The organism is Mesorhizobium sp. (assembly GCF_005063415.1).
In the GTDB taxonomy this organism is placed as follows: domain Bacteria; phylum Pseudomonadota; class Alphaproteobacteria; order Rhizobiales; family Rhizobiaceae; genus Mesorhizobium.
Genome location: NZ_SUEG01000025.1, coordinates 23,784 through 46,634, shown reverse-complemented (window position 1 = coordinate 46,634; position 22,851 = coordinate 23,784). Strand labels below are relative to the sequence as shown.

Sequence of the window (22,851 nt, the reverse complement as noted above, 5' to 3'; positions counted from 1 at the left end):
GGTTGCGAACAAGCCGCACCCGCTGGCCGGCGTAACCGGCGATGGCGCGAATGACGTTCTCGCCGACACCGGCAAAGGGCGACGGCGCGATGCCGCCGCGAATGCCGTCGACCCGCGTCAGGTCCGAAGACAGGCGACGCACCACCGCCGCCGTCAGCACCGGAAAGCTCGAGACGCCGGACAGCACGAAGACGCCGGCGTTTCGCGCCGCCTCGTCGAACGCAGAGACACCGGCGACGAAATCCGAGCCGTCGGCAAGATCGAGATAGTTGACGCGCCGGGCGATGCATGCCTCGATCAGGCGATAGCGTCCCTCGCCATAGGCCTGGAACGGACCGCTCGCGTCGACCACAATGTCAGGCTCAAATGCAGCGAGTTGCGCGGCGAGATCGCCGTCACCGTCGAACAGTGCCGGCACCAGCCGGGCTGCTGTCGGGGCGCGCCTCTTGCAATACGCGTCAGCCTTGGCGAGCGAGCGCCCGGCGACGAAGAGGATCAGACGCGGCTCGCCCTCCAAAAGCTCGACGGTGCGACCGCCAAAGGTGCCATAGCCGCCGACGACAAGAACCTTCATCCGCAGTTCCCCCAAAATGCCCAGCGCCGCTCCGGCCACGGCAATGAGGCTAGCCGATCAATCTTGTCCTCACCTTGGCGGAAGGGATTTCACAATTGTCCTTCTTGCCGAACAGGGCGTAGCGGTTCTTTGCGATGCGGTCGTAGAGCCAGTCGCGAAGCGGGCGCGGCAACAGCAGCAGGATCCGCGCCGCCCGCCACGGCCACCCGAGTTCGGCCATGACGGCAACGAAACTGTCCAGGCGGGTGAAAGCGGCGCCATCGACGATGACGAGATTGGTCTCGTAACGATCCGTCCGCAGCCCGTATTTCTTGAACAGCATCTCGCCGAAGGGCGACTGCGCCGTTGCGAAATGGAAGCGGCCCTTGCGGTCGAGCTTCACCACCATGCGCACAAAGCCCGAGCACAGCACGCAAATACCGTCGAACACGATCAACGGGCGACTCGATTCGAATTCTGGCGGCTCAGGAGAATGGTTCGGCTTGATGATCACGTGGCGCCCGGCAGCTGGTGTCAGGCGACACTAGGCCTGCCGGCGGCTGGATCAAAGCCCGGAATGCTAGAGGCTTGGCGTCGTCGCACGCCGTCTGTCGGTCAGCGCAGGGCGCTCGGCGCGATAGGTCGTTGACCGATTGTCGGCGTCGGGCCGGCAGATACGGCTGTCGTGACGGCTCTCCATGCTCATCATCAGTGCACGCTGATCCCAAGCGTGTTGCCACGGCGCGCGCAGGCGGGGCCTGGGCCGCGCATGTAATAGCGCTCGGGTCGATAGGTCGGCGCGACGAATTCGCGGATGGCGGCGGCATAGCCGGCGATTTGATTCCAGAAGCTCATTTTACTCGGTCCCTGTCCCGTTTCGGATGTCCCTTCCGAATTGCGGGGATCATAGCGTCCAGGCGTGAATAGTCGGTGAACGCGATGTTAATCTCTGGTCGAAAATGCCTTTGTTCATGGCTGGAATGCGGCTGATTCGCGGTGTTTCCATGCAGTCCGTCGGCATTTCGTCCAGTGTGACTTTTGCATCACATATGTTTCGCCTGAATGTCGCAGAAGCGCGGTTTTGTTTCAGGTTCTTACTGGACCGCGAAATTTCCGTGCACGCGGCCGGAAAACCAGGAACCCGCCCGTCAGCCGCACGTTGATTTCCCAGTGCCGGGACGAACCGGTTCCGCAGGCTGTGGTGCTCGGGTTGGGCCGCAGCCAAAAATCCGAAACTGCAAGAGCAATGGGAAAGGCAAAGGCCATGGGCTTCTTTTCGAAGGATATCAAAACACTCGACGATCTGTTCGTGCACACGCTGCGCGACATTTACTACGCTGAAAAACAGATCGAGAAATCGCTGCCGAAGATGATCGACAAGGCGAGTGATCCGCAGCTGAAAGCCGGCTTTGAGAAACATCTCGTCCAGACCAAGGGTCATATCCAGCGTGTCGAGCAGGTGTTCGAACTGCACGGCGTGAAGGCCAAGCAGGTCGACTGCCCGGCCATCGACGGCATTCTCGAAGAGGCGGACGACGTCAGCGGCGACATCGCCGACAAGGAGGTCCTCGACGCTGCGCTGATCGCGTCCGCCCAGGCGGTCGAGCATTATGAGATGACCCGTTACGGCACCTTGATCGCCTGGGCCAAGCAACTGGGCCGCAGCGACTGCGCCAATGTGCTGGCCAACAATCTCAAGGAGGAACAGGCGACCGACCGTAAGCTTACCGAGATGGCGGAAAGCAAGATCAACCTGCAAGCCGCCGAGTAGGGCCGCGATCGAGAATGGAGTTCAAGGCAAGGCTGGGCTGAAAGCCCGGACTTGCCTTTGCGCCGCCGGAACCGGACCGGAACCGGAACGGACTTTGCCCGTTCTCGGTTGAACATTGTCGCGCAGGGAGTTTGTCATGGCGCCGCGCCCGGCCTGGAGAGGGTATCTCAAGCTTTCGCTGGTCACTTGCGCCGTCGAACTGACCAATGTCGTCACCCAGGCCGAGAAGGTCTCGTTCCGCGTGCTCAACCGCAAGACTGGCAACACTGTCAGGCGCGTCTATGTCGATTCGGCAAGCGGCAAGCCGCTCGATGAAGGCGACGAGATCAAGGGCTACGAGATCGGCGACGGCGACTTCGTCCAAATCGAGGAGGAGGAGATCGAAGCCGTGCAGATCGAATCCTCGCATACAATGAGCCTCGATGGGTTCATCGAAAAATCCTCGATCCAGCAGATCTATCTCGATACGCCCTATTATGTGACGCCTGCGGACGAGGTCTCGGAAGAGGCCTTCGCCGTCATCCGTGAGGCCATGGCCGCCAAGAAGACCGCGGGGCTAGCCCGCATCGTGCTCTATCGCCGCGAACGTCCGGTGGTCATCGAGCCGTTGGGCAAGGGTCTGCTGCTGACGACCCTTCGCTATGGCGATACGGTTCGCAGGCCCGACATGGTGTTCGGCGACATCAAGCCAGTGAAGACCGACGCCGAGATGATCAGGCTGGCCGAATACATCGTCGATGAGAAACAGGCGAAGTTCGATCCTTCCGAATTCGAGGACAAATACGAAAACGCCCTGATCGAGCTGGTGCGCGCCAAGAAGGCCGGCAAGAAGGCACCGAAGACAAAGGCGGAACCAGGGCCCTCCAACGTCGTCAATCTCTTCGATGCACTGAAGAAGAGCCTTTCGTCGGAAGCCGGTGCGCCGGCAAAGACCGGACGCCCGGCAAAAGGCGCCAAGTCCAAAGCCGCCCGGCGCAAATCTGCTTAGGATCAGACCATGGCCAGCCTCGAGCAGTATCACGCCAAGCGCAATTTCAAGAAGACGGCCGAACCGGCCGGCAAGGTTTCGCGCGGCAAGAAAGCCGAGCCGGGTGGCATCTTCGTTATCCACAAGCATGCCGCCACCAGGCTCCACTACGACCTTCGTCTTGAGCATGGCGGCGTGCTGTGGAGCTGGGCGGTGACGCGAGGCCCGAGCCTCGACCCGCACGAAAAGCGGCTCGCCGTGCATGTCGAGGACCACCCGATCGACTATGCGCCGTTTGAAGGCACTATCCCGAAGGACCAATATGGCGGCGGCTCGGTCATCGTCTGGGACGAGGGAACTTGGGTCCCCGATGGCGACCCGGCAAAGGCGATGAAGAAAGGCCATATCAACTTCGAACTGCACGGCCACAAATTGCACGGCGCCTGGCATCTGGTGCGGCTGAAGCCGCGTCCGGGCGAAAAGCGTGACAACTGGTTGCTGATCAAATCCGACGATGCCGCCGCGCGTCCGGGCGAGGACATTTTGCAGGAGGCGCCGCAATCGGTGAAATCCGGCCTGACCATCGAGGAGGTCGGCGAAGGCAAGACCGCCGACGGCGAGAAGCCAAGCGTCTGGCAGTCCGACAGGCCGGCCGCCAGCAAAGCGAAGGCCGTCGCGGCAAGGCGGCTCGAATTCATCGAACCGGCGCTGGCAACGCTGGAGCGGGACGCGCCGCCCGGCAAGGACTGGCTGCATGAGGTGAAGTTCGACGGCTATCGCATGCAGGCGCAGCTTGCCGGCACCGAGGTGCGGCTTTTGACACGCACCGGCCTCGACTGGACCGACAAATTCGGTGGCGCAATTGTCGCGGCACTTGGCGGCCTGAAATGCACCGATGCGATCATCGACGGCGAAATCGTCGTGCTGGCGGATAACGGTGTCTCGTCATTCTCGCTGCTGCAGCAAGATCTGTCGGCGGGCCGTACGGACCGTTTCATCTACTATGTCTTCGACCTGTTGCGTCTCAACGGTGAGGATATCCGTTCCGAGCCGCTGGTCGAGCGCAAGGAAAGACTGCGCACCTTGCTCGCCGGACAGGCCGAGGATCAGGCCGTGCGCTTCAGCGACCACTTTGCCGAGCCCGGCAAGATCATGCTGGAGCATGCTTGCCGCCTGGGCCTCGAAGGCGTCGTCTCCAAGCGCGCCGATGCGCCCTACCGCAGCGGCCGTGTTCCATCGTGGGTGAAGTCGAAATGCACGGCGCGCCAGGAATTCGTCATCGGCGGCTACATGCCGTCGGACAAGACCGGGCGCGGCCTGCGCTCGCTGCTGGTCGGCTATCACGAGGGCGGCAAGCTGCGCTATGCCGGCCGCGTCGGCACCGGCTTCACGGCCAAAAGCACCAACGAGCTGAAGAAGAGGCTTGATGCGCTGAAGACGACAACCTCGCCCTTCGACAGGGCGGTGCCAAGGGGCAAGGGGCTGGTCTGGGTCAAGCCCGAACTTGTCGGCGAGGTGGAGTTTCGCAGTTGGACGTCGGACCGTATAATACGCCACGCGTCGTTCCAGGGATTGCGCGAGGACAAGCCGGCGGAGGAAGTCGTGCAGGAGAAACCGAAAGCACGCTCAGCCACGGCAGAGCCAAAGCCAAAGCCCGCCAAAGCCGCAGGCACGGCGAAAACCTCGGTTACGCTGTCCCGCCCCGACAAGCTTCTGTGGCCCGAAGAGAATGTATCGAAGCAGGATCTGGTCGATCACTACGCGCTGGTCTGGCCGCGCATGAAGCAATTCGTCATCAACCGGCCGCTCAGCCTCGTGCGGGCGCCGGACGGCGTTGGCGGCCAACGGTTCTTCCAAAAACATGCCTCGGCCGGCATGCACGACAAGATCGCCGTGATGAAGGATCCCACCGACGGCGAGGAGATATTGTTCATCCGCGATTTCGACGGTGTCGTGGCCCTGGTGCAGCTCGGCGTCGTCGAGATCCACATCTGGGGCTCGACCACGGACGAGCTGGAAAAACCCGACCAGATCATCTTCGATCTCGATCCCGATGAGGGTGTCGACGTGAAGGCGGTGCGTGCCGCGGCGCTCGATATCCGCAGCCGGCTCGACGAACTGTCCCTGCCGAATTTCGTCAAGACCTCGGGCGGCAAGGGCTATCATGTCCTCGTGCCGCTGAAGCCGTCAGCGGACTGGGACGAAGTCAAAGGCTTCGCCCATGAGTTCGCCCGAGCGCTCGAACAGGGCGCACCCGACCGCTACACGGCGACGCTGTCGAAGAAGGCGCGCACGGGCAAGATTTTCGTCGATTATCTACGCAATGGCCGCGGCGCCACCACGGTTGCGCCTTATTCGTCGCGCGCCAAGAAAGGCGCCACGGTTTCGATGCCGGTGACGTGGGCGGAAATCGAGGCTGGATTGCCGCCGAACGCCTTTCCGATCGGCGACAAGACGACGCTGAAGCGGCTCGGGCAAGCCGATCCCTGGGCGGATTTTTTCAAGCGGAGCAAGCCGCTCAAGCGCGGCTAATGCATGTCGCGCAAAAGTGTGCAGCGGTTTTGCGACGACGACATGCATCAAAACAAGAACCTAAAGCGCGTCGCATGAGGCCGGTCGAACGCGACGCGCTTTAGAGCAATTCCAGGAAAAGTGTGAAACGGTTTTCCGTCCGGAATTGCGTCAAAACAAAAAGATAGAGTGGTTCGGCGTTTCCGTGAAACGCTGAACCGTTCTAGCGCATCGAAGCGCGCCGTCAGGCGAGAAACGTCTTCTCGAAGGCCTGCTTGCCTATCGGTGAAAAGATCACGGCACGGCTGTCCTTCTCGCGCCGTGCCCATTTCTCGGCGAGGATCTTGTCGAGAATGGCGGCGCCCAGCGTGCCGGCGAGGTGCGAACGCCGCACGCTCCAGTCGAGGCAGGCCCGGCACACCGGTCGCCGCGCTTTGGTATGGACGTCGATGCCGATCGCGGCGAAATGCGAGTCGGCCGACGGCCCAAGCTGAATCTCCTCGTCGTCGCGCAGGAGCACTTGTCGAGCGACAAGACGGTCCAGCATCGCCACCGCCTGCTCGCCGGCGAGGTGGTCGTAGCAGACTCGCGCCACGCGCATGGCCGCGTCGCGAGGGCCGGGTCGCACCCGCTGCGGCCCGACCGCGGCGGCAACGCCGGTGATGGCTTCGATCATTCCCGCCACCTGCGGGCCGGCGAGGCCGTAATAGCGGTGCCGCCCCTGGCTCGCCAGCGTCAGCAGCCCGCCTTCCATCAGCTTCGACAGATGGGAGCTCGCTGTTGGAAGCGACACGCCGGCTTCCAGTGCCAGTTCGCTCGCCGTCAGTGCCGTGCCGCCCATCAGTGCGGACAGCATGTTTGCCCGCGCCGGATCCCCCACCAGGCTGGCAATGCGGGCTATGTCGGGGCCTTCGCGCATAGTTCGTTCCTCATCGAAGCATCCTCGTCAGATAAGCATTAATCTCGATGCAAATCAAGGAGACAACGATGCCTGCAAGGACCATTCTCAGCGCCGTGCCTGCTCGCCGGCCGTTCCCGTTCTTTGTCTTGTGCCGCTTGCGGCTGCGGCTCCTGAAGCGGTGGTACGACCGTTATTCGCAGCGTCTCGACCTCGCCGAGATCGACGATAATCTACTGCGTGACCTTGGCCTGACACCCGAAGACGTCCGCCGCGAATGCGCGAAATCGTTCTGGCAAACCTGACCGGCCAGCGAATTTGCCTAGCATATCGATCTTCGGAACGTTTCGACCTGGCTCGAACTGTGACCGCAAGAAAACATCTACCGCCAAGGAGGCGAAAAATGACCATCACCTGCTTCATCCGCTACGAGATCGATCCGTTCGGCAAGGCTGCGTTCGAGGAATATGCCCGCAATTGGGGGCAGGCGATCCCGCGCTGCGGCGCCGATCTGATCGGCTATTTCGCGCCGCACGAAGGCTCGGCCACCACGGCTTATGCCGCCTACAACATCGACAATCTTGCGGCCTACGAAGCCTACCGCGCCCGGCTCGCCGCCGATCCCGCCGGCAAGGCGAATTACGAGTTCGCCCGGCGGGAAAAATTCATCCTGAAGGAGGACCGCATCTTCCTCAAGCTGGCCTCTGGGCCGCATGCTCCTTTGGTGAAGCCATGATCGCCGTCATCTTCGAGGTTGAGCCGGCGGCGGGCATGCGCGATGCCTATCTCGGCATCGCCGCCGACCTGCGCCCATTGCTCGACGGCATCGACGGTTTCCTGTCGATCGAGCGCTTCCAGAGCCTTGCCGATCCGAACCGCATCCTGTCGCTGTCCTTCTGGCGCGACGAGGACGCGGTGAAGGCCTGGCGCAACACGCAGGAACATCGGCAGGCGCAGAAGGCCGGGCGCGGCGGTATCTTTGCGGACTATCGTTTGCGCATCGCCGATGTCGTGCGCGACTACGGCCTGACCGAACGCGCCGAGGCGCCAGCAGATAGCCGGGTGGTGAACGGATAGGGACCGCTATGCATTCCCGATCAGCACCCCTGCCGCAAACACCAGCGCGCCGCCCAGCACCACCTGGAAGGCGGCGCGCCAGAATGGCGTCTGCATGTAGCGGTTCTGCACGAAGGCGATCGCCCACAGCTCGAAGAAGACCACCACGGCGGCGACAATGGTCGCCGTCCAGAAAAGCGGGATGAGATAGGGCAGCGCATGGCCGAGCCCGCCCAGCGTCGTCATGACGCCGACGGTCAGCCCGCGTTTTGCCGGCGAGCCGCGGCCCGATAATTTGCCGTCGTCGGAAGCCACCTCGGTGAAACCCATCGAGATGCCAGCGCCGATCGAAGCGGCAAGCCCGACCAGAAAGGTCTGGAACGTATCATGCGTGGCAAAGGCGGCGGCAAAGATCGGCGCCAGCGTCGACACCGACCCATCCATCAGCCCGGCCAGCCCCGGTTGCACGTAGGTCAGGACGAACTGGCGCTGCTCGGCTGCCGCCTCTTCGTCCTTGACCGCGCCCGGCACATGCTTTTGCTCCAGCCGCTGCGCCAGTGTCTCGTGGCCCTGTTCTGCGATTGCCAGGTCGTCGAGCAGCTTTCGCGTCGACGCATCGCCTGTGCGTTTGGCCGCCTCGATATAGAACAGGTAGGCCTGCCGCTCCATGGCCTCGGCTTGGCTGCGCACATGATCGATGCCGAGCGGCCTCACCAGCCAGTCCGGCTTGCGCTCGTAATAGCCCTTCACATGTTCGCGCCGGATCAGCGGTATGCGCTCGCCGAAACGCTTGCGGTAAAGCTCGATCAGCGAATCGCGATGGCCATCCTCTTCCTCCGCCATCTCCTCGAACACCTTGGCCGATTGCGGAAAACTCTCCGACAGCCCGTCGGCATAGGCGCGATAGATGCGCCCGTCATCCTCCTCGGAGGAGATGGCGAGCGCCAGGATCTCCTGTTCCGAGAGCGATTCAAAGGGACGGCGGCCGAAGCCGAAAACGCGGGAAAGCATGAGAAATTCACCCTAGTTTAGAATAGTTCTAAACTATGATCTTGCACGTCGCCGGTCAATCGTGTGCGCTCCACTCATGCTCAAAAGGTACAGGCTTCAAAATCCCGAACAGGTTGCCGTTTGCTATCGGCAAACGTTCACTTATATAACCGAATCTCAACCAAGAGAAAGGAACCCGCAGATGCCGGAAAAACAGCAGCCGTTTGATCCCAAACCGGTTCTCGACCTGATCGCTAATATTGAGGCGGATCTGCAGCGCCTGAAAGGCCTGGTCGAGCAGCAGGTCGAAAAATTCGATCCCGCCAATCCGCACAACAAGGCTCCCGACGGCAAGTTGACCGAGGAGGGCGTCGAGTGCTGCTACCGGCTGTTCGACGAGGGCAAGTCGCGCTATTCGGTCGCCCAACAGATGAAGATCTCCTTCGCCGCCGCCACCCACCGCTTCAACACCTGGCGCAAGATGGGCGGCTCCAAACGGCAAAAGACGCTGTTGGGGTGAGGAGCGGCCGGCCAGCCGGTCAATCCGCAACGATTTGTCGATTGAAACGACGAATGTATGGCGGAGGGCCGAGGAGGCGGTCGGTGACAGTCACGCCCTACTCCTGCCTCCAGGACGAATTGTAACCGTCACATTTTTTCATTGGTGCGCGGCCTCCCTTTCCGTGCACCATAGGCGGTCTCATCTCTTGCAGGACCTAGCCATGACCACCCCTCCCGGCATCGCCGATATTCACAGCGCAGCAGTGCGATTGTCCGGACTGATCGTCGAAACGCCGCTGATCGAATCGCCGGAGTTGAACAAGCGCTTCGGCGCCAGGATCCTGTTCAAGCCGGAGACGTTGCAGCGCACCGGCTCGTTCAAGTTCCGCGGTGCATACAACAAGCTCTCCTCGCTCTCGGCGGAAGAACGCGCCCGCGGCGTCGTCGCCTTCTCCTCGGGTAATCACGCGCAAGGCGTTGCCGCCGCAGCGGCGATGTTCGGCGTCAAGGCCGTCATCGCCATGCCCACCGATGCGCCGGCGATGAAAGTCGGCAATGTCAGGAAGATGGGCGCGGAAGTGATCACCTTCGACCGGGTCCGCGACGATCGCACTGCCGTCGTCCGTTCTTACGTGGAAAAGGGCATGGTCCTGGTGCCGCCCTACGACGATCCAGCCATCATCGCCGGCCAGGGCACGATCGGCCTCGAATTGATACGCCAAGCAAAAGCGCTTGGCGTCAGCCTCGATGCGGTGGTGGTTCCCTGTGGCGGTGGCGGCTTGAGCAGCGGCATTTCGATCGCGGTCAAGGACGCCTCGCCGGGCACCGCCGTCTGGGCGGTGGAACCCGAGCATTTCGATGACACACGCCGCTCGCTGATCAAAGGCGCCAGGGTGTCGAACGCGCCCGGCCACACCTCGATCTGCGATGCCCTTCTCGTCGCCGAGCCGGGTGCGATCACGTTCGAGATCAACCGCAAGAACCTCGCCGGCGCCATCGCCGTTTCCGACAGGGCGGTGGCACAGGCGATGCGGGACGCGATGGCTTGTCTGAAGCTGGTCGTCGAACCCGGCGGTTGCGTCGGCTTGGCCGCGCTGTCGTCAGGCGAGATCGACCTTGCCGGGAAATCCATTGCCGTGGTGCTCTCCGGCGGCAATGTCGATCTCAGCACCTATGCCGAGATCATTGCTGCCGGCTAAGATAGCGACCAGTTCCAGGTCATGTGCCGATTCGAGGTGCTTGAGCCTCCGTTGCGCCCGGTCGAACCGGTACCCTTCAAAGACTGAGATCGATGAAACTGTTCTTCAGCCGCAATCCCAATCCTCGCCTCGCGGTCGCGGTGGCACGGTATCTCAACGCCAAGGTCGAGTTTGAATTCGCCTCTCCCTTCGCTCCGGGGCAGGCCGAGCGATTTCGGCCGCTCAATCCAAATCTTTCATTGCCCATCCTTGTAGGTTCGGGAAAAAGCCTCTGGGAGGCCGACGCCATAGCCTGCCGGCTTTCACGCGACATGCATTCGGATTTCTGGCGCGCTGGCGACGACGAGCCGGAGATGATCCGATGGCTGAGTTGGGGGAAAGAGAACTTCGCAAGAGCCTGCGATGTCGTGCATTTCGAACGCGGGACCAAACAGCGCTATGGGCTCGGCCCGATCGATCAGGCGCGGGTTGAGGAGGGCCTGAGGGACTTCAGTACCGCCGCTGTAATACTTGATGCCGAGCTTTCCCAGCGAGAATGGCTGGTCGGAAATTCGGTCTCCTACGCCGACTTTCGAATGGCGACGTTTCTGCCCTTCAACGACGTCGCTCGATTGCCTCTCGATGATTATCCTTCTGTCGGCCGCTGGTATCGGCAGCTTGAAGAAATCGACGCCTGGCGCGATCCCTTCGAAGGGCTCAATGCACCTGAATTGACACCGGTCCCGGGCCAGGCCAAGGCCGTGTGAATCTCGATCATTTGACCCTAATCCAGCGTCCGGCGGAACCGCACCAGCGCAATGCCGGCGAACAGCGCCACGAACACCACCAGCCAGCCGATCTCCGTTGCCACCGCCGGCAGCTCGGCGCCCTTCAGCATTACCGCGCGGATGATGCGCAGGAAATGCGTCAGCGGCAGCACCTCGCCGAAGACCTGCGCCCAGTCCGGCATGCCGCGATAGGGGAACATGAAGCCGGACAGCATGATCGACGGCAGGAAGAAGAAGAAGGTGAGCTGCAGGGCCTGCATTTGCGTGCGGGCGATTGTCGAGATCGTGTAGCCGAGCAGCACCAGCGCCAAGACGAAGATCAGGACCGCCGTCAACAGCAGCGACATCGACCCGGTGAAGGGGATGGCAAACAGAAGCTTCGAGGCCGCCAGCACCACCAGTACCTGCACGGCGCCGACCGCCAGATAGGGCAGCACCTTGCCCAGCATGATCTCGAGCGGGCTGGACGGCATCGCCAGAAGGTTCTCCATCGTGCCGCGCTCGGTCTCGCGCGTCAGCGCGATCGAGGTCATCATCACCATCGTCATCTGCAGGATGACGCCCAGCAGGCCGGGCACGATGTTGTATTGCGAGACGGCTTCCGGATTGTAGCGCCGGTGCACCACCACCTGGAGCTGGCCCCGGGCAGCTTCGGCCGCCGTCTCCTGCATGCCGCGTGCCCTGAGCAGCGCCTGGTTGGCAACGGTGCCGAGCGTCGAGATGGCGCCGCTGGCGACGGCCGGGTCGGTCGCATCCGCCTCGATCAGGATCTGCGGACTATCGCCGCGCTCGACCCGTCGGGCAAAATCGGCGGGAATGGTGACGACGAAGGCGACGTCGCCGCGCGCCATCAGGAATTCGGCTTCGGCGGCACTTTGCGCGACATGGTCGAAGCGGTAATAGCCGGTGGTCTGCAGCGCCGAAACCATGGCCCGCGTGTAAGGATCGCTGCTCATCACCACCAGCGCTGCCGGCAGGCTCTTCGGGTCGTTGTTGATGGCATAGCCGAACAGCACCAGCTGCATCAGCGGCACCCCCAGCATCATGGCGAAGGTGATGCGGTCGCGCCGCATCTGGATGAACTCCTTGATCAGCAGCGCGCCGAGCCTGGCAAAGGAAAAGACGCTATTTATCCCATTTTTCATCCCATGTTGTCCTTCGAACCGGACATGAACTGGATGAACACATCCTCCAGGCTGGTCTCGCCAGGCGATACCGTGACGCCCTTGTGCTCTTTCTCGACATCGGCGAGCGCTGCCTGAAGCGCCTTCCTGTCGGAGCCGACGACATGCAGCGTCGCGCCGAACGGCGCCACTTGATCGACGCCGGGGCGGCCACTGAGTGCGGTCGCGACCTGGTCGAGGCGCGGCCCTTGCAGGACGAAGGTGGTCAGGCCAGCGTTCCTCACCACGTCCTCGACCGTGCCGGTAGCCAGCATCTTGCCATAGGAGATGTAGCTGATGCGATGGCAGCGCTCGGCCTCGTCCATGTAATGGGTGGAGACCAGCACGGTCAGCCCGCCGCTCGCCAGCCGGTGGATCTCGTCCCAGAATTCGCGCCTAGCCTTCGGATCGACGCCAGCCGTCGGTTCGTCGAGCAGCAGCAGTTTCGGCTTGTGCATGATGCAGGCGGCCAGCGCCAGCCGCTGTTTCCAGCCGCCGGACAAGGTGCCGGCCAGCTGGTTCCTGCGCGATGTCAGGCCGAGCTCCTCAAGCGTCTTAGCCACATGCTCGTCGAGCGGCTTCAGCCGGTAGAGCCGCGCCACGAATTCGAGATTCTCGCCAATCGTCAGGTCTTCGTAGAACGAGAATCTCTGCGTCATGTAGCCGACTTCGCGCTTGATCCGCAGGCTGTCGGTGCGGATGTTGAAGCCCAGGACCGTGCCTTCACCCTCATCCGGCGTCAGCAAGCCGCACATGATGCGGATGGTCGTCGTCTTGCCTGAGCCGTTCGGCCCGAGGAAGCCGACGATCTCGCCCTCGGCCACCGTCATCGTCACATGGTCGACAACGGTCTTGTCGCCGAAGCGTTTGACCAGGCCGTGCACGTCGATGACGTTCATTTTCCGATGTCCGCCAGATCGACGTCGACGATCTGCCCGGGCTGCAATGCGCTGGCGTCGCCCTCCGGCCGCGCTTCGACCAGATAGACCAGCTTTTGCCGGGTCTCGAGCGAGTAGATCACCGGCGGCGTGAATTCCGGATCCGGCGACACATAGCTGACGCGAGCCTTCACGCCCGATCCGCAACCGTCGCAATGGACGTTGAGCAGCGTGCCGACCTCGACCGACGAGAACGCGCTTTCCGGCACATAGACGCTGAGCTTCACCGCGCCGTCCGGCAGCATGGAGATGACCGGCGCGGTCGGACCGGCCGTGTCGCCTGGATAGCGGATGACATCGTTGACCCGGCCGGGCGAGGGAGCCGTCAGCACGCGCTTCGACAACCGCCATTGCGCTTGCTCCAGGGCCGATTGCGCCTGCCTGACCTGATTGTCGGCGGCCTTGATCGTCTCCGGTCGTGCCGGCAGGCCGCCGACGGCGAGATTGGCCTCCGCCTGGCCGACCTGCGCGTTGGCCGTCTCCAGCGTCGCGGAAGCCGTGTCGTAGTCGGCCTGTGTGCCGGTGCCGCGTTTGAACAGATCACTGGCGCGGATGTAACGGCGTTTGGCGTCGGCGGCTTGCGCCTTGGCCATGTCGACCTGCGCCTTGAGCACCGCGATCTCTTCCGGCCGTTTGCCGACCTGCAGGTCGGCAAGTTGCGCCTGGGCCTGCGCAAGGGCCGCCTCGGCTTGTGCGATCGCGATCTTGGCGTCGGCGTTTTCCAGCGTCACCACAGGCGTGCCGGGCGCGACGCGGTCTCCGCGCTTGACCGCAATCGTCTCGACCTGCGCCACCTCGATCGGCGCCAGCAGCACATAATCGCCCTCGACGTAGCCGACGGCGAGCGGTGCTGCCGGCGCGCAGGCGCTGAAAAGCTGGGCGGCAAGTGGCAAAGAACAGAGCAGGCTCATGATCCACGATCCTTCCGGACAGCCAAATCGCGCCGAGCTAGGATCGCGCTGAGATTGTCGGTTATTGTTGCCGCGATCTTGCCGGCCTCGTCATCGCCGATCTCGCGCCAGCCCATCCGGCGCATAACTGCCTCGCGGCCGATGCGGAAGTAGACGACCTGGCCGATCAGCGTGAATACCGTGAGTTTTGTAAGCTCGCTCTCGGCCGGCTCGCCCGTCGCCTGTTCCCAGATCAGGCAGAGCCGGTGATGCGCCGGTTCGAACACGCCATCATAGATACGGTCGAGCGCGGCGGTTGGATGCGACAGCTCACGCAGGACGAACTGCACAATCTCGCCGGCTTCCGGCCTTGCCGCGATGAACGCGACCATCCGCTCCAGTGCGACGGCTAAATGTGCTCGCGCGGCCTCGGTGTCCGCCAATGCCGCGGGCGGCGCTTGCAGATTGCCGATCGCCTGCCCGGCAACGGTCTGGATGGTGTCGACGATGTAGTCGGCCGCCGCGTTGCGGAGCCCTTCCTTGCCGCCGAAATGATAGGCGATCGAGCCTATATTGGCCTTGGCCTCAGCCGCGATCTGGCGCGTCGACGTGCCGTCGAAACCTTGGCGTCCGAACAGCTTCAGGGCCGCGCGCACGAGTGCCGTCCGCGTCATATCTGCGGCGGTCTTGGGCGCCTCATGAGGAAGGCCGCTGGCACTGGGCGATTTGATCATGGCCGACCATTTAATCAATCGAATGATTAAAGTCAAGTGCGGTCAAGCGGCTTGCCAACTCTGGCCGTGCACGCTTTAGTGCCCGGCCATGGGCAAGGAAATCGAGCGTAAATTCCTGGTCTCAGGTGAGGAATGGCGGGCAATGGTCGAGGCGGACATTCATATCCGTCAATACTATCTTGTCGCCGAACCCAGCCGCACGGTGCGTGTGCGCATCAGCGATGACGCCGCCGCCAAGCTGACGCTCAAGTTCGGCAGCCAGGCACGCAAGCGCGATGAATTCGAATATCCGGTGCCTTTGGCGGAGGCGCAGGAGATGCAGGCCTTTGCCATCGGACATGTTATCGAGAAGACACGCCACCATGTTAGACACCGCGGCTATCTCTACGAAGTCGATGTCTTCGGCGGGACGCTTGCGGGGTTGGTGATCGCCGAGCTCGAGACGCCGGAGGATGTACCAGACGAAATGCTGCCAGATTGGCTCGGCCGTGAAGTCACCGGCGAGCCGAGATATTACAACGCGTCGCTCGCCCTTGGGGGGATTCCGGAGATCGTCGCATGAGCTTTCGTATCGATCCGCGCATGTCGCTGACCGGCGAGGTCAGGCGCATCCTCGCCGATGAGATCGGCAAGGCGATCGACCATCTGAACGCGGCGCGTGACAGGCCCGAACAGGGGCTGCACAAATGCCGCAAACGGCTGAAGAACGTCCGCGCCTTGCTGCGCCTTGTCCGTTCCGGAGACGAAACATTCTGCGGGACCGAGAATCAGTGCTACCGCCAGGTGGCGGCCCTGCTTGCCGGTCCGCGTGAGGCGACCGCGCTGGTCGAAACAATCGACCGGCTGGCGGCAAGCTTTCCCGAGCAAAGTGCCGGCGGTGGCCTCGGTGCCGTGCGTGACAGGCTCGTCGCGCGCCAGCATGAACTGCATGGCGGAGCAGGCCTCGATGCTGCGATAGGCGCGGCGATTTCCGCTTGCGAGGAAGGTGTCGCCCGGATCGACACGCTTGCTCTGCCCGACCAGCCGGAGCAGGCTGCCGACGTGCTTGCCGAAGGCGCGCGCATCACTTTGCGCCGCGCCAGGAAAGCGCTGGACAAGGCGGCTTCGCGCGGCGAAGCCGATGACTTTCACGATCTGCGCAAGGCGGCCAAGACGCACGGCATGCATCTGTCGCTGCTCGGCAGGCTGTGGCCGACGCCGATCAAGACGCGGCGCAAGGCCGTCGACGAATTGGGCGAGCGGCTTGGCGAACTGCACGATGTGTTCGTTATGCGCGCGCTTCTCGACGCCGAGGACCAGCCGCTCGGCCCCCCTGAGGAGACGCGGTTGCTTGCCAAGCTGCTGAAGCACTCGGAAAAGAGCCTGAAAAAGACCTGCCTCGCCGAGGCGGCCGGGCTTTTCGGCGACAGTCCGAAGCGCTCGACGAGGAAGCTTGCCCGCAAGGTGCGCGACGATCTCACAGCGGTACCGCAGCACGAAGACGCCGGCGCGCCTGGCGTGGGCTGATCATGGTCTAATTTGCCGCCCTGTGGTAATCGCCGTCTGGCATGACCGAGCCCGGCGACACGCTTCTGGACCGACTTGGCCGCTGGCTTGCCGGCCGGCTGCAGGAGGAATCGTCCGGCTACGAGCCTTACACGCCGTCGGACGCCGAAACGCTGCGCCGCACGCTCGAGCCCGGCGACATCCTGCTCATCGAAGGCAACCAGAGGATCTCGGCGGCGATCAAATACCTCACCCGTCGACCTGGTCGCATGCCGCCTTCTATGTCGGGGATGCGCTGCCGGAGCCGGAGGACGGATCGGAACGGCGGCGCCTGATCGAGGTCACGCTCGGCGATGGCTGCATCGCCGTGCCGTTGTCGCGCTACCGCAGCTACAACACCCGCATCTGCCGGGCGAGCGGCCTCGCTCCCGAAGATCGCGACACGGTCGTCGCCTTCATGATCGGCAGGCTCGGTCTCAGATACGATCTCAAGAACATATTCGACATGCTGCGCTACTTCTTGCCGACGCCGCCGGTACCGGTGCGTTGGCGCCGCCGCATGCTGGCTTTCGGTTCCGGCGACCCGACGCGCGCCATCTGCTCGTCGCTGATCGCGGAGGCTTACGGCCAGATCCGCTACCCGATCCTACCCGAGATTACCCGGGCGCCCGGCCGTGCCTCGGCCCAGTCGAGCTATTCGCGCAGGGAAATCCTGCACATCCGCCATCACTCGCTCTACACGCCGCGCGACTTCGACCTGTCGCCCTATTTCCGCATCGTCAAGCCGACGCTGGAATACGGCTTCGACTACCGGCAGATGGTCTGGGATGACAAGGTGGCGGCGAACAAGACCGCCGAATAGCCGCTCGATCTTGTGGTTGAGCATGGGCCCTCCGAGAAACCGGTTTGCGGCCGATACTCAGGGGTAAGAACCTCAGTCAGACTGGCTGCCGCCAACAGCCCGGACTCGGTCGTTCTGCATTCTGACCTAGGCCGGCAGACGCCGTCCGTTTGCGGCGGCCGCAACTCGATCGTCCGTCCGCGCGCCTGCGTCGCGCGGATGTGGCCCGATCGGCATGATCACCGGGAACGGCGTTGCGCCGAACGCAAACGTCCATTTGTAGCCGACCAGTCCGTCTTCGGGCGTCGTGTGCTGGTCGTGATGAGCAAGCAATTTGGCGCGCTCCGCCAATTCCTCCGCCTCGCGCCTGACCATTTCCGCCGTTTCCGGCCGCATCCGCCTGGAGAAGCTGACGAATGTCGCCTCGCGCTCAAGATGGGTGATGGCCCAGCCGATGAAATTCTTGTTGGTCATCTCGAACAGCGGCCGCAATGGCCCGTCGAAATTCCACTGGATCGGCGCCTCGACCAGCAGCCTTGCCGACAGGCCGCGACCGAGCGCGACCAGGCCGAGTTCCTCGAGGTCGCGCAGATAGAGGAAGATCGAAGCCTCGCTCAGCCCTTGTGAGCGCATGATGCCTTCGGGAGTGAATTTCTCGGAAAGCATGACGAAGACGAACAGCAGTGCCGGCCGCCCGGCGAGCTTGCGCTCGATCTCCGGCGCGATCTGGTTGGCGGGTCCTGGTCCTCTGTTCATAGAGCCGAGCACGTTCTCCAACTCCACGCCGGCGGCAGTGCAGATCTCCATCAACCGGTCGAGCTTGCAGTTGCGCTCATGAAAGATGCGTTTCACCGTCGGCTCGGAAACACCCATCCGCTCGGCAAGGACGCGGTAGGTCACGCCCTTGGCCTTAAGCGTCCGCTTCAGCGCTTCGAAGATCAGGCCGTTCATGGGATGCACCTCGTTTGCACGATTTGGTATCAGCCTTCGGTACTAGTCCTGATAGATCTTCCCGAAAAGTATCGAAAGGCCTAGCTCTCCGCCAGTCCATTACAGGAGACTAGCCATGAAAAGCCTCTTCACACCGATACTTCTCGCCATCGTCGGCATCGCGACTGCGCCGGCAGTTCAGGCCGCTGAACTCTGGCGCACCGGCGGCCTCGAGCAACCGGAATCGGCGCTGTTCGATGCCGCCGGCAAACGCATCATCATCTCGAACATCGTCGGCAATCCCGGCGAAGCCGACGGCAACGGCTATCTGTCGATCCTGTCGATGGACGGCAAGATGGTTACGCAACACTGGACCGACGGCATGGACGCGCCCAAGGGCATGGCGATTGCCGGCGGCAAACTCTACGTCGCCGACCTCACCCATGTGCGCGTCGTCGATCTCGCAAGCGGCAAGCTAGCGTCGACGATCGACGTGCCGAACGCCGTCTTCCTCAACGACATGACCGCTGATGCATCCGGCAAGGTCTACGTCACCGATATGCTTGCCGATACGATCTATCGCATCGATGGCGACCGGCCGGAACTATTCGTCAAGGATGCTTCGCTCGCTTCGCCGAATGGCATCTTCGCCGATGGCGGCCGGCTGATCGTCGCTTCCTGGGGCAAGGGCATCAAGCCCGACTTCAGCACCGCGGAGCCGGGCGGCCTGCTCTCGGTCGATCTTGCTACCAAGGCCGTTTCGCCACTGCCCGGCGCGGAAAAGTTTGCCAACCTCGATGGCGTCGTTGCCAACGGCGGCAGCATCTACGCCACCGCGTATATGACCGGCACGCTCTACCGCTACAAAGCCGGCGGCACGCCGCAAGTGGTTGCGACGTTCAAGCCGGGTAGCGCCGACATCGGCACCGACGGCAGGTCGACCCTCTTCGTGCCGCTGATGAATGAGGGCGAAGTCGCAGCGTTGGGCCTCGACTAAGCCAGCCATCAGCTCAGGCGGCGGGCGCGGCTTTCTTCAGCTGCGCCCGCGCATCCGTGATCGAGGCGGCATAAGTCACCAGCGGCCGCTTGACGCCATGGTTGATCAGCATGCGGCGTATCTGCGGTGAAGCGCCTGATATAATGAACCGAACGCCGGCGCGGCTCGCCTTGTGGGCCGCGCCCTCGATGACATTGGCCGCCGTCGAATCGAAGAACGGCACCGCCGAGCAGTCGAGGATGAAGTTCTTGCGCTGGTCGGCGATGCGGTCCAGCACCGTGCCGACGGTCGAGGCGGCGCCGAAGAAGAAGGCGCCCGATATCCGGTAGACGACGGTGTCGGCATCGCTCGCTTCGCTGGAATCATAAGCACTGGCGCGGTCGGCGACGTCTTCCTGCACCAAGGATTGATGGTCCGCCTCCATCGCGATGCTCTTGGCCATGCGGTCGATGAACAGGATCGAGCCAAGCACGAAGCCGACGACGATGCCTTCAGTCAGGTCGCGGAAGATGACGATCAGGAACGTCGCCATCAGCACTAGCGCATCGCCGCGCGAGGCGCGCAGCAAGGTTGCGAAGGCCTGTTTCTCGAACATGTTCCAGCACACCACCGCCAGCACGCCGGCAAGTGCTGCAAGCGGGATATAGCTGGCCAGCGGTGCTGCCACCAGCATCAGCGCAAGCAGGATGGCCGAGTGCATCATGCCTGAGACCGGTCCATGCGCGCCGGCCCGTACATTGGTCGCGGTGCGGGCAATGGTGCCGGTGGTGCATATGCCGCCGAACAGAGCGGAGGCGACATTGGCGAAGCCTTGCGCCACCAACTCGCAATTGGAGCGATGCCGCCTTCCGGTCATGCCGTCGGCGACGACGGCCGACAGCAGCGATTCGATCGCCCCGAGCAGCGCAAAGGCGATGGCGTCCGGCAGCACGTCGATTATCCTGTCGAGGCTAAGCGGCGGGAAGGCCGGCCATTGCAGGCTGCGCGGGATGCCGCCGAAGCGCGTGCCGATCGTCTCGGCCGGCATGGCGAGCAATGCCACGACGAGGGATGCCAGTCCGATGGCAATCAGCATAGCTGGCCACTTCGGCCGAAACCGCTTCAACAGCGCAATGGTGATGATGGTCAATGCCGCCACCGCGGTTGCCGCGAGGTTGATCGTTCCGGCCGCCTCGCCGATGGCCATCAGCTTCGGCACCAGCGGCCCCGGTTCCTTGCCGGCGAGCTTCAGCCCGAACAGTTCGACGATCTGGCCGGAGAAGATGATGACGGCGATGCCGGCGGTGAAGCCGACGGTCACCGGATAGGGGATGAACTTGATGTAGGTGCCAAGCCTGAGATAGCCGATGGCAAGCAGGAACAGGCCGGCCATCATCGTCGCCAGCAGCAAGCCGTCGACGCCAACCCGCGCCACTGTCGCAGCCACAAGCACAATGAAGGCGCCGGCCGGGCCGCCGATCTGGAAACGGCTGCCGCCAAGCGCCGAGACCAGGAAGCCGCCGATGATCGAGGTGTAGAGCCCGCGTTCCGGCGTCACGCCTGAAGCAATGGCAATTGCCATCGACAGCGGCAGCGCTACGATGGCGACAGTCAGCCCGGCAATGGCATCTGCCTTGAAGTGCGCGAGCGTATAGCCCTCGCGCAACACCGTCACCAGCTTCGGCGTGAACAGTTCGGAAAATGTCGGGCGTGCCGGTTGATGCGCTGCCCGCCGGGTCTGATCCATCGAGTGCCTTCCCCATGAAACCAAGGAGGCGGCGGGATCGTCGGCAGGACTGTCGGCGGTCGCCGTCGCGACTTGGAGCGGCGTGCGTCCAAATGGGCGCACAGATACGCTCCAACACTTTTGAACGGCGCATCGGACTATCCGAAAATCGAATTTGATTTTCGGCGATGCGGCAGTACCGTCAGCCCTGCGGGTTCTGCGGCGTGACAGGCTTGAGGCGAACGCCCCTGCCGCCACGCTCGCTCGCCTGGTTCTCGCCGATCAGCTCGACCCCGGCCTCTTCAAGGGCCTGGATGACCTTCATCAGCGTATCGACCACGCCCCGGACCACGCCGTCGCTCGCTTCCATGCGCTGAATGGTTGGAAGCGAAACCCCGGCGCGCTCGGCGAGCGTCTTCTGATCGATGCCGGCCAGCGCCCTCGCGGCACGCATCTGCGCGGCAGTGATCATCGGCCAAAACCCCCGTCTGAATCTGCAGTATCACGTATAATACCTTCATTATGATGGTTCAAGCATCATCTTGCATATGTGAAACATGCAGCACTCTTTGCCAGCCGATGCGCTAGCATGCTACGGCATCGGTTGGCGGGACATCCATTGCGATCCCGATTTCACAGGCGACGACTCAAAAAGGATGAGCAGGTGAAGATATTCAAAGCGTTGGCGACCTCGACAGCCTTGCTGTCGATGGTTTTCCTGCTGGCAGGCTGCGGCCATGGTCTGATCAACAGGCTGATTTGACCGCAAATCGACTGACATGAGTCAGGTGCCGCCGGCCCGCCCGAGCCATCGCTGCAGGAACCGGGCCGCAAGCCAGCACAGCATCGCCCAGGCAAAGCCGGCGCACCAGCCGGCCATTACGTCGGACGGCCAGTGGACGCCGAGATAGATGCGGCTGATGCCGACCACCACCGTCGTCAGCACCGCCAGCCCGAGCACATAGATCTTCGTTGTCCGCCCGGGCAAAAACCGCGCCGCCATGCTGCCCAGCGTCAAATATGTCACCGCCGACAGCATGGCGTGGCCGCTCGGAAACGAAAGCGATGCCACGTCGGCGAGATGCGAGACCAGATCGGGGCGCGGCCGGTCTATATCGAACTTGAGCACGCTTGACAGGACCTGGCCACCCGCTACCGCGACGAACATGAGAAGCGCCGCGCCTGGCCTGCGTATGAGGAGCAGATAGACGATCATTGCCGCGGTAATCAGGACCAACACGCTGGCGCTGCCGAGGCTGGTGATGTCGCGCATCGCTCCTTCCAGCCACGCCGGTCCGATCGGATTGTCGGGTTGGCCGGCCTTGCGGAAGGCAAGCAGGATTTCGGTATCGAAGGCATGCGGCGTGGTGGCCCGCGCCATCTCCATCAGCTCCTCGAACCCCCACAGCCCGCCGGCAATGATCAGCCCGGCCAGCAGAACCGGGAACTCCAGCCAGTTGCGCAGTCTGCTTGCGGTCTTCATCATCGGCCCGATCGCAGTTACAGCCTTTGTAGATAGGGCCCGAGCGAGATCAGCGCCACAGCTGCGATGGCAAGCACAATGCCGGTCGCCTGCAAGGCATTGACGCGCTCGCCGAAGAAGACCAGCGCCACCACATTCACCGACACCAGCTGGATCACCGCTGACAGGCTGAACGACACCGACATGCCGAATTCACGGATCAGCCTCAGCATGATCAGATTGCCGAGCGAATAGAGCGCCAACGTCAGCACGATCTTGCCGAGGCTCGGCGCCAGCCCCCACTGTTTGGCAGCCATCGCCGCCAGCAGGAAGATCACCGTCGAAACGCAGAGCTGCCCAAGTCCCCAGAAACTCACTTTTTGTTCCTTCCGATGCAGTCCTACGCCCACCGCAGCTCTTGTTTCCGAAGCGCCGGTCGCGGTCAAGCGGGGCTGTTGCTGGATACGAAATCGCAGTGGTAATTAGCCGGCAT

At 62.9% G+C, this 22,851-nt stretch carries 26 protein-coding genes and 1 pseudogene; 13 read left to right on the top strand and 14 right to left on the bottom strand.

Going from position 1 to position 22,851, the window contains the following annotated elements:
• From E5W70_RS09780 to E5W70_RS09770, 3 genes are all read right to left on the bottom strand, one after another.
• Nucleotides 1–574 (bottom strand): saccharopine dehydrogenase NADP-binding domain-containing protein (locus E5W70_RS09780; protein ID WP_292656982.1); only part of this gene is annotated, 574 nt, incomplete at its 3' end.
• A 49-nt stretch (nucleotides 575–623) separates the two neighbouring features.
• Nucleotides 624–1,004 carry a DCC1-like thiol-disulfide oxidoreductase family protein gene (locus E5W70_RS09775; RefSeq protein WP_292656998.1) on the bottom strand — a complete coding sequence of 127 codons (381 nt, stop codon included), beginning with the start codon at nucleotides 1,002–1,004 and terminating at the stop codon, nucleotides 624–626.
• 257 nt (nucleotides 1,005–1,261) lie between these two features.
• A complete protein-coding gene (locus tag E5W70_RS09770; protein ID WP_023718851.1) occupies nucleotides 1,262–1,408 on the bottom strand; it encodes a hypothetical protein in 147 nt (48 codons plus the stop codon).
• Nucleotides 1,409–1,817: 409 nt separating this feature from the next.
• Between E5W70_RS09770 and E5W70_RS09765 the strand changes: the two genes are divergently transcribed.
• The 3 genes from E5W70_RS09765 to ligD all read left to right on the top strand — a co-directional run bounded on the left by E5W70_RS09765 (nucleotide 1,818) and on the right by ligD (nucleotide 5,823).
• Nucleotides 1,818–2,324: a ferritin-like domain-containing protein gene (locus E5W70_RS09765; protein WP_292656975.1), complete on the top strand. Its 507-nt coding sequence runs from the start codon at nucleotides 1,818–1,820 to the stop codon at nucleotides 2,322–2,324.
• A 136-nt stretch (nucleotides 2,325–2,460) separates the two neighbouring features.
• Nucleotides 2,461–3,312, top strand: a complete 852-nt coding sequence (locus E5W70_RS09760; protein ID WP_292656973.1) for a Ku protein — start codon at nucleotides 2,461–2,463, stop codon at nucleotides 3,310–3,312.
• 9 nt (nucleotides 3,313–3,321) lie between these two features.
• Nucleotides 3,322–5,823: a DNA ligase D gene (gene ligD, locus E5W70_RS09755; RefSeq protein WP_292656971.1), complete on the top strand. Its 2,502-nt coding sequence runs from the start codon at nucleotides 3,322–3,324 to the stop codon at nucleotides 5,821–5,823.
• Nucleotides 5,824–6,046: 223 nt separating this feature from the next.
• Here ligD and E5W70_RS09750 read toward each other — a convergent pair whose 3' ends face one another.
• Nucleotides 6,047–6,721, bottom strand: a complete 675-nt coding sequence (locus tag E5W70_RS09750; RefSeq protein ID WP_292656969.1) for a winged helix-turn-helix domain-containing protein — start codon at nucleotides 6,719–6,721, stop codon at nucleotides 6,047–6,049.
• Between the two features lie 68 nt (nucleotides 6,722–6,789).
• Here E5W70_RS09750 and E5W70_RS09745 point away from each other — a divergent pair, with 68 nt between their 5' ends.
• From E5W70_RS09745 to E5W70_RS09735, 3 genes are all read left to right on the top strand, one after another.
• Nucleotides 6,790–7,005 (top strand): DUF1127 domain-containing protein, encoded by a 216-nt coding sequence (locus E5W70_RS09745; RefSeq protein ID WP_292656966.1) that lies wholly within the window; start codon nucleotides 6,790–6,792, stop codon nucleotides 7,003–7,005.
• Between the two features lie 98 nt (nucleotides 7,006–7,103).
• Nucleotides 7,104–7,436: an NIPSNAP family protein gene (locus E5W70_RS09740; protein WP_292656963.1), complete on the top strand. Its 333-nt coding sequence runs from the start codon at nucleotides 7,104–7,106 to the stop codon at nucleotides 7,434–7,436.
• Nucleotides 7,433–7,777: an antibiotic biosynthesis monooxygenase gene (locus E5W70_RS09735; RefSeq protein WP_292656958.1), complete on the top strand. Its 345-nt coding sequence runs from the start codon at nucleotides 7,433–7,435 to the stop codon at nucleotides 7,775–7,777. Before E5W70_RS09740 ends, E5W70_RS09735 begins: the two co-directional genes overlap by 4 nt.
• A gap of 6 nt (nucleotides 7,778–7,783) precedes the next feature.
• Here the strand turns inward: E5W70_RS09735 and mbfA are convergent, their stop codons facing one another.
• A complete protein-coding gene (gene mbfA / locus E5W70_RS09730) occupies nucleotides 7,784–8,767 on the bottom strand; it encodes an iron exporter MbfA (protein ID WP_292656956.1) in 984 nt (327 codons plus the stop codon).
• 181 nt (nucleotides 8,768–8,948) lie between these two features.
• On the opposite strand from mbfA, the gene E5W70_RS09725 reads away from it, so the two are divergent.
• From E5W70_RS09725 to E5W70_RS09715, 3 genes are all read left to right on the top strand, one after another.
• On the top strand, nucleotides 8,949–9,266 hold the full coding sequence (locus E5W70_RS09725) for a hypothetical protein (RefSeq protein ID WP_292656954.1): 318 nt from the start codon (nucleotides 8,949–8,951) through the stop codon (nucleotides 9,264–9,266).
• Between the two features lie 202 nt (nucleotides 9,267–9,468).
• Nucleotides 9,469–10,446, top strand: a complete 978-nt coding sequence (locus E5W70_RS09720) for a threonine/serine dehydratase (protein WP_292656952.1) — start codon at nucleotides 9,469–9,471, stop codon at nucleotides 10,444–10,446.
• A 92-nt stretch (nucleotides 10,447–10,538) separates the two neighbouring features.
• The gene (locus E5W70_RS09715) at nucleotides 10,539–11,192 is read left to right on the top strand and encodes a glutathione S-transferase family protein (protein ID WP_292656949.1); all 654 of its coding nucleotides are present in this window, start codon (nucleotides 10,539–10,541) and stop codon (nucleotides 11,190–11,192) included.
• A 17-nt stretch (nucleotides 11,193–11,209) separates the two neighbouring features.
• Here E5W70_RS09715 and E5W70_RS09710 read toward each other — a convergent pair whose 3' ends face one another.
• From E5W70_RS09710 to E5W70_RS09695, 4 genes are read right to left on the bottom strand one after another with little or no spacing between them, the layout of a single operon-like run.
• A complete protein-coding gene (locus E5W70_RS09710; protein ID WP_292656995.1) occupies nucleotides 11,210–12,346 on the bottom strand; it encodes an ABC transporter permease in 1,137 nt (378 codons plus the stop codon).
• Nucleotides 12,347–12,354: 8 nt separating this feature from the next.
• Nucleotides 12,355–13,275, bottom strand: coding sequence for an ABC transporter ATP-binding protein (locus E5W70_RS09705; RefSeq protein ID WP_292656948.1), 921 nt, complete (start codon nucleotides 13,273–13,275; stop codon nucleotides 12,355–12,357).
• The gene (locus E5W70_RS09700; protein ID WP_292656945.1) at nucleotides 13,272–14,225 is read right to left on the bottom strand and encodes an HlyD family efflux transporter periplasmic adaptor subunit; all 954 of its coding nucleotides are present in this window, start codon (nucleotides 14,223–14,225) and stop codon (nucleotides 13,272–13,274) included. The genes E5W70_RS09705 and E5W70_RS09700 overlap by 4 nt, the downstream gene beginning before the upstream one ends.
• Nucleotides 14,222–14,938, bottom strand: a complete 717-nt coding sequence (locus E5W70_RS09695; protein WP_292656942.1) for a CerR family C-terminal domain-containing protein — start codon at nucleotides 14,936–14,938, stop codon at nucleotides 14,222–14,224. Before E5W70_RS09695 ends, E5W70_RS09700 begins: the two co-directional genes overlap by 4 nt.
• Nucleotides 14,939–15,026: 88 nt before the next feature.
• Here E5W70_RS09695 and E5W70_RS09690 point away from each other — a divergent pair, with 88 nt between their 5' ends.
• The 3 genes and pseudogenes from E5W70_RS09690 (at nucleotide 15,027) to E5W70_RS09680 (ending at nucleotide 17,285) form a co-directional block, all read left to right on the top strand.
• Nucleotides 15,027–15,500 (top strand): CYTH domain-containing protein, encoded by a 474-nt coding sequence (locus E5W70_RS09690; RefSeq protein WP_292656939.1) that lies wholly within the window; start codon nucleotides 15,027–15,029, stop codon nucleotides 15,498–15,500.
• The gene (locus E5W70_RS09685) at nucleotides 15,497–16,444 is read left to right on the top strand and encodes a CHAD domain-containing protein (RefSeq protein ID WP_292656936.1); all 948 of its coding nucleotides are present in this window, start codon (nucleotides 15,497–15,499) and stop codon (nucleotides 16,442–16,444) included. Before E5W70_RS09690 ends, E5W70_RS09685 begins: the two co-directional genes overlap by 4 nt.
• A gap of 41 nt (nucleotides 16,445–16,485) precedes the next feature.
• Nucleotides 16,486–17,285: pseudogene (locus tag E5W70_RS09680) on the top strand (lipo-like protein).
• Between the two features lie 126 nt (nucleotides 17,286–17,411).
• On the opposite strand, the gene E5W70_RS09675 reads toward E5W70_RS09680, so the two are convergent.
• Nucleotides 17,412–18,215, bottom strand: a complete 804-nt coding sequence (locus E5W70_RS09675; RefSeq protein ID WP_292656933.1) for a helix-turn-helix transcriptional regulator — start codon at nucleotides 18,213–18,215, stop codon at nucleotides 17,412–17,414.
• A 115-nt stretch (nucleotides 18,216–18,330) separates the two neighbouring features.
• Between E5W70_RS09675 and E5W70_RS09670 the strand changes: the two genes are divergently transcribed.
• On the top strand, nucleotides 18,331–19,191 hold the full coding sequence (locus tag E5W70_RS09670) for an SMP-30/gluconolactonase/LRE family protein (RefSeq protein ID WP_292656932.1): 861 nt from the start codon (nucleotides 18,331–18,333) through the stop codon (nucleotides 19,189–19,191).
• A gap of 13 nt (nucleotides 19,192–19,204) precedes the next feature.
• Here E5W70_RS09670 and E5W70_RS09665 read toward each other — a convergent pair whose 3' ends face one another.
• From E5W70_RS09665 to E5W70_RS09650, 4 genes are all read right to left on the bottom strand, one after another.
• Nucleotides 19,205–20,917: a SulP family inorganic anion transporter gene (locus E5W70_RS09665; RefSeq protein ID WP_292656928.1), complete on the bottom strand. Its 1,713-nt coding sequence runs from the start codon at nucleotides 20,915–20,917 to the stop codon at nucleotides 19,205–19,207.
• A 181-nt stretch (nucleotides 20,918–21,098) separates the two neighbouring features.
• Nucleotides 21,099–21,368 carry a helix-turn-helix transcriptional regulator gene (locus E5W70_RS09660; protein ID WP_292656925.1) on the bottom strand — a complete coding sequence of 90 codons (270 nt, stop codon included), beginning with the start codon at nucleotides 21,366–21,368 and terminating at the stop codon, nucleotides 21,099–21,101.
• Nucleotides 21,369–21,680: 312 nt separating this feature from the next.
• Complete coding sequence (locus tag E5W70_RS09655; RefSeq protein ID WP_292656923.1) at nucleotides 21,681–22,382, bottom strand: phosphatase PAP2 family protein; 702 nt, start codon at nucleotides 22,380–22,382, stop codon at nucleotides 21,681–21,683.
• A 14-nt stretch (nucleotides 22,383–22,396) separates the two neighbouring features.
• Nucleotides 22,397–22,735, bottom strand: a complete 339-nt coding sequence (locus E5W70_RS09650) for a hypothetical protein (RefSeq protein ID WP_292656920.1) — start codon at nucleotides 22,733–22,735, stop codon at nucleotides 22,397–22,399.
• Nucleotides 22,736–22,851: the final 116 nt, after the last annotated feature.

Coding starts and splice junctions, on each gene's coding strand:
- E5W70_RS09770 (WP_023718851.1), bottom strand. CDS start 1,408: ATGAGCTTCTGGAATCAAATCGCCGGCTATGCCGCCGCCATCCGCGAA.
- E5W70_RS09765 (WP_292656975.1), top strand. CDS start 1,818: ATGGGCTTCTTTTCGAAGGATATCAAAACACTCGACGATCTGTTCGTG.
- E5W70_RS09760 (WP_292656973.1), top strand. CDS start 2,461: ATGGCGCCGCGCCCGGCCTGGAGAGGGTATCTCAAGCTTTCGCTGGTC.
- ligD (WP_292656971.1), top strand. CDS start 3,322: ATGGCCAGCCTCGAGCAGTATCACGCCAAGCGCAATTTCAAGAAGACG.
- E5W70_RS09750 (WP_292656969.1), bottom strand. CDS start 6,721: ATGCGCGAAGGCCCCGACATAGCCCGCATTGCCAGCCTGGTGGGGGAT.
- E5W70_RS09745 (WP_292656966.1), top strand. CDS start 6,790: ATGCCTGCAAGGACCATTCTCAGCGCCGTGCCTGCTCGCCGGCCGTTC.
- E5W70_RS09740 (WP_292656963.1), top strand. CDS start 7,104: ATGACCATCACCTGCTTCATCCGCTACGAGATCGATCCGTTCGGCAAG.
- E5W70_RS09735 (WP_292656958.1), top strand. CDS start 7,433: ATGATCGCCGTCATCTTCGAGGTTGAGCCGGCGGCGGGCATGCGCGAT.
- mbfA (WP_292656956.1), bottom strand. CDS start 8,767: ATGCTTTCCCGCGTTTTCGGCTTCGGCCGCCGTCCCTTTGAATCGCTC.
- E5W70_RS09725 (WP_292656954.1), top strand. CDS start 8,949: ATGCCGGAAAAACAGCAGCCGTTTGATCCCAAACCGGTTCTCGACCTG.
- E5W70_RS09720 (WP_292656952.1), top strand. CDS start 9,469: ATGACCACCCCTCCCGGCATCGCCGATATTCACAGCGCAGCAGTGCGA.
- E5W70_RS09715 (WP_292656949.1), top strand. CDS start 10,539: ATGAAACTGTTCTTCAGCCGCAATCCCAATCCTCGCCTCGCGGTCGCG.
- E5W70_RS09705 (WP_292656948.1), bottom strand. CDS start 13,275: ATGAACGTCATCGACGTGCACGGCCTGGTCAAACGCTTCGGCGACAAG.
- E5W70_RS09700 (WP_292656945.1), bottom strand. CDS start 14,225: ATGAGCCTGCTCTGTTCTTTGCCACTTGCCGCCCAGCTTTTCAGCGCC.
- E5W70_RS09695 (WP_292656942.1), bottom strand. CDS start 14,938: ATGATCAAATCGCCCAGTGCCAGCGGCCTTCCTCATGAGGCGCCCAAG.
- E5W70_RS09690 (WP_292656939.1), top strand. CDS start 15,027: ATGGGCAAGGAAATCGAGCGTAAATTCCTGGTCTCAGGTGAGGAATGG.
- E5W70_RS09685 (WP_292656936.1), top strand. CDS start 15,497: ATGAGCTTTCGTATCGATCCGCGCATGTCGCTGACCGGCGAGGTCAGG.
- E5W70_RS09675 (WP_292656933.1), bottom strand. CDS start 18,215: ATGAACGGCCTGATCTTCGAAGCGCTGAAGCGGACGCTTAAGGCCAAG.
- E5W70_RS09670 (WP_292656932.1), top strand. CDS start 18,331: ATGAAAAGCCTCTTCACACCGATACTTCTCGCCATCGTCGGCATCGCG.
- E5W70_RS09665 (WP_292656928.1), bottom strand. CDS start 20,917: ATGGATCAGACCCGGCGGGCAGCGCATCAACCGGCACGCCCGACATTT.
- E5W70_RS09660 (WP_292656925.1), bottom strand. CDS start 21,368: ATGATCACTGCCGCGCAGATGCGTGCCGCGAGGGCGCTGGCCGGCATC.
- E5W70_RS09655 (WP_292656923.1), bottom strand. CDS start 22,382: ATGATGAAGACCGCAAGCAGACTGCGCAACTGGCTGGAGTTCCCGGTT.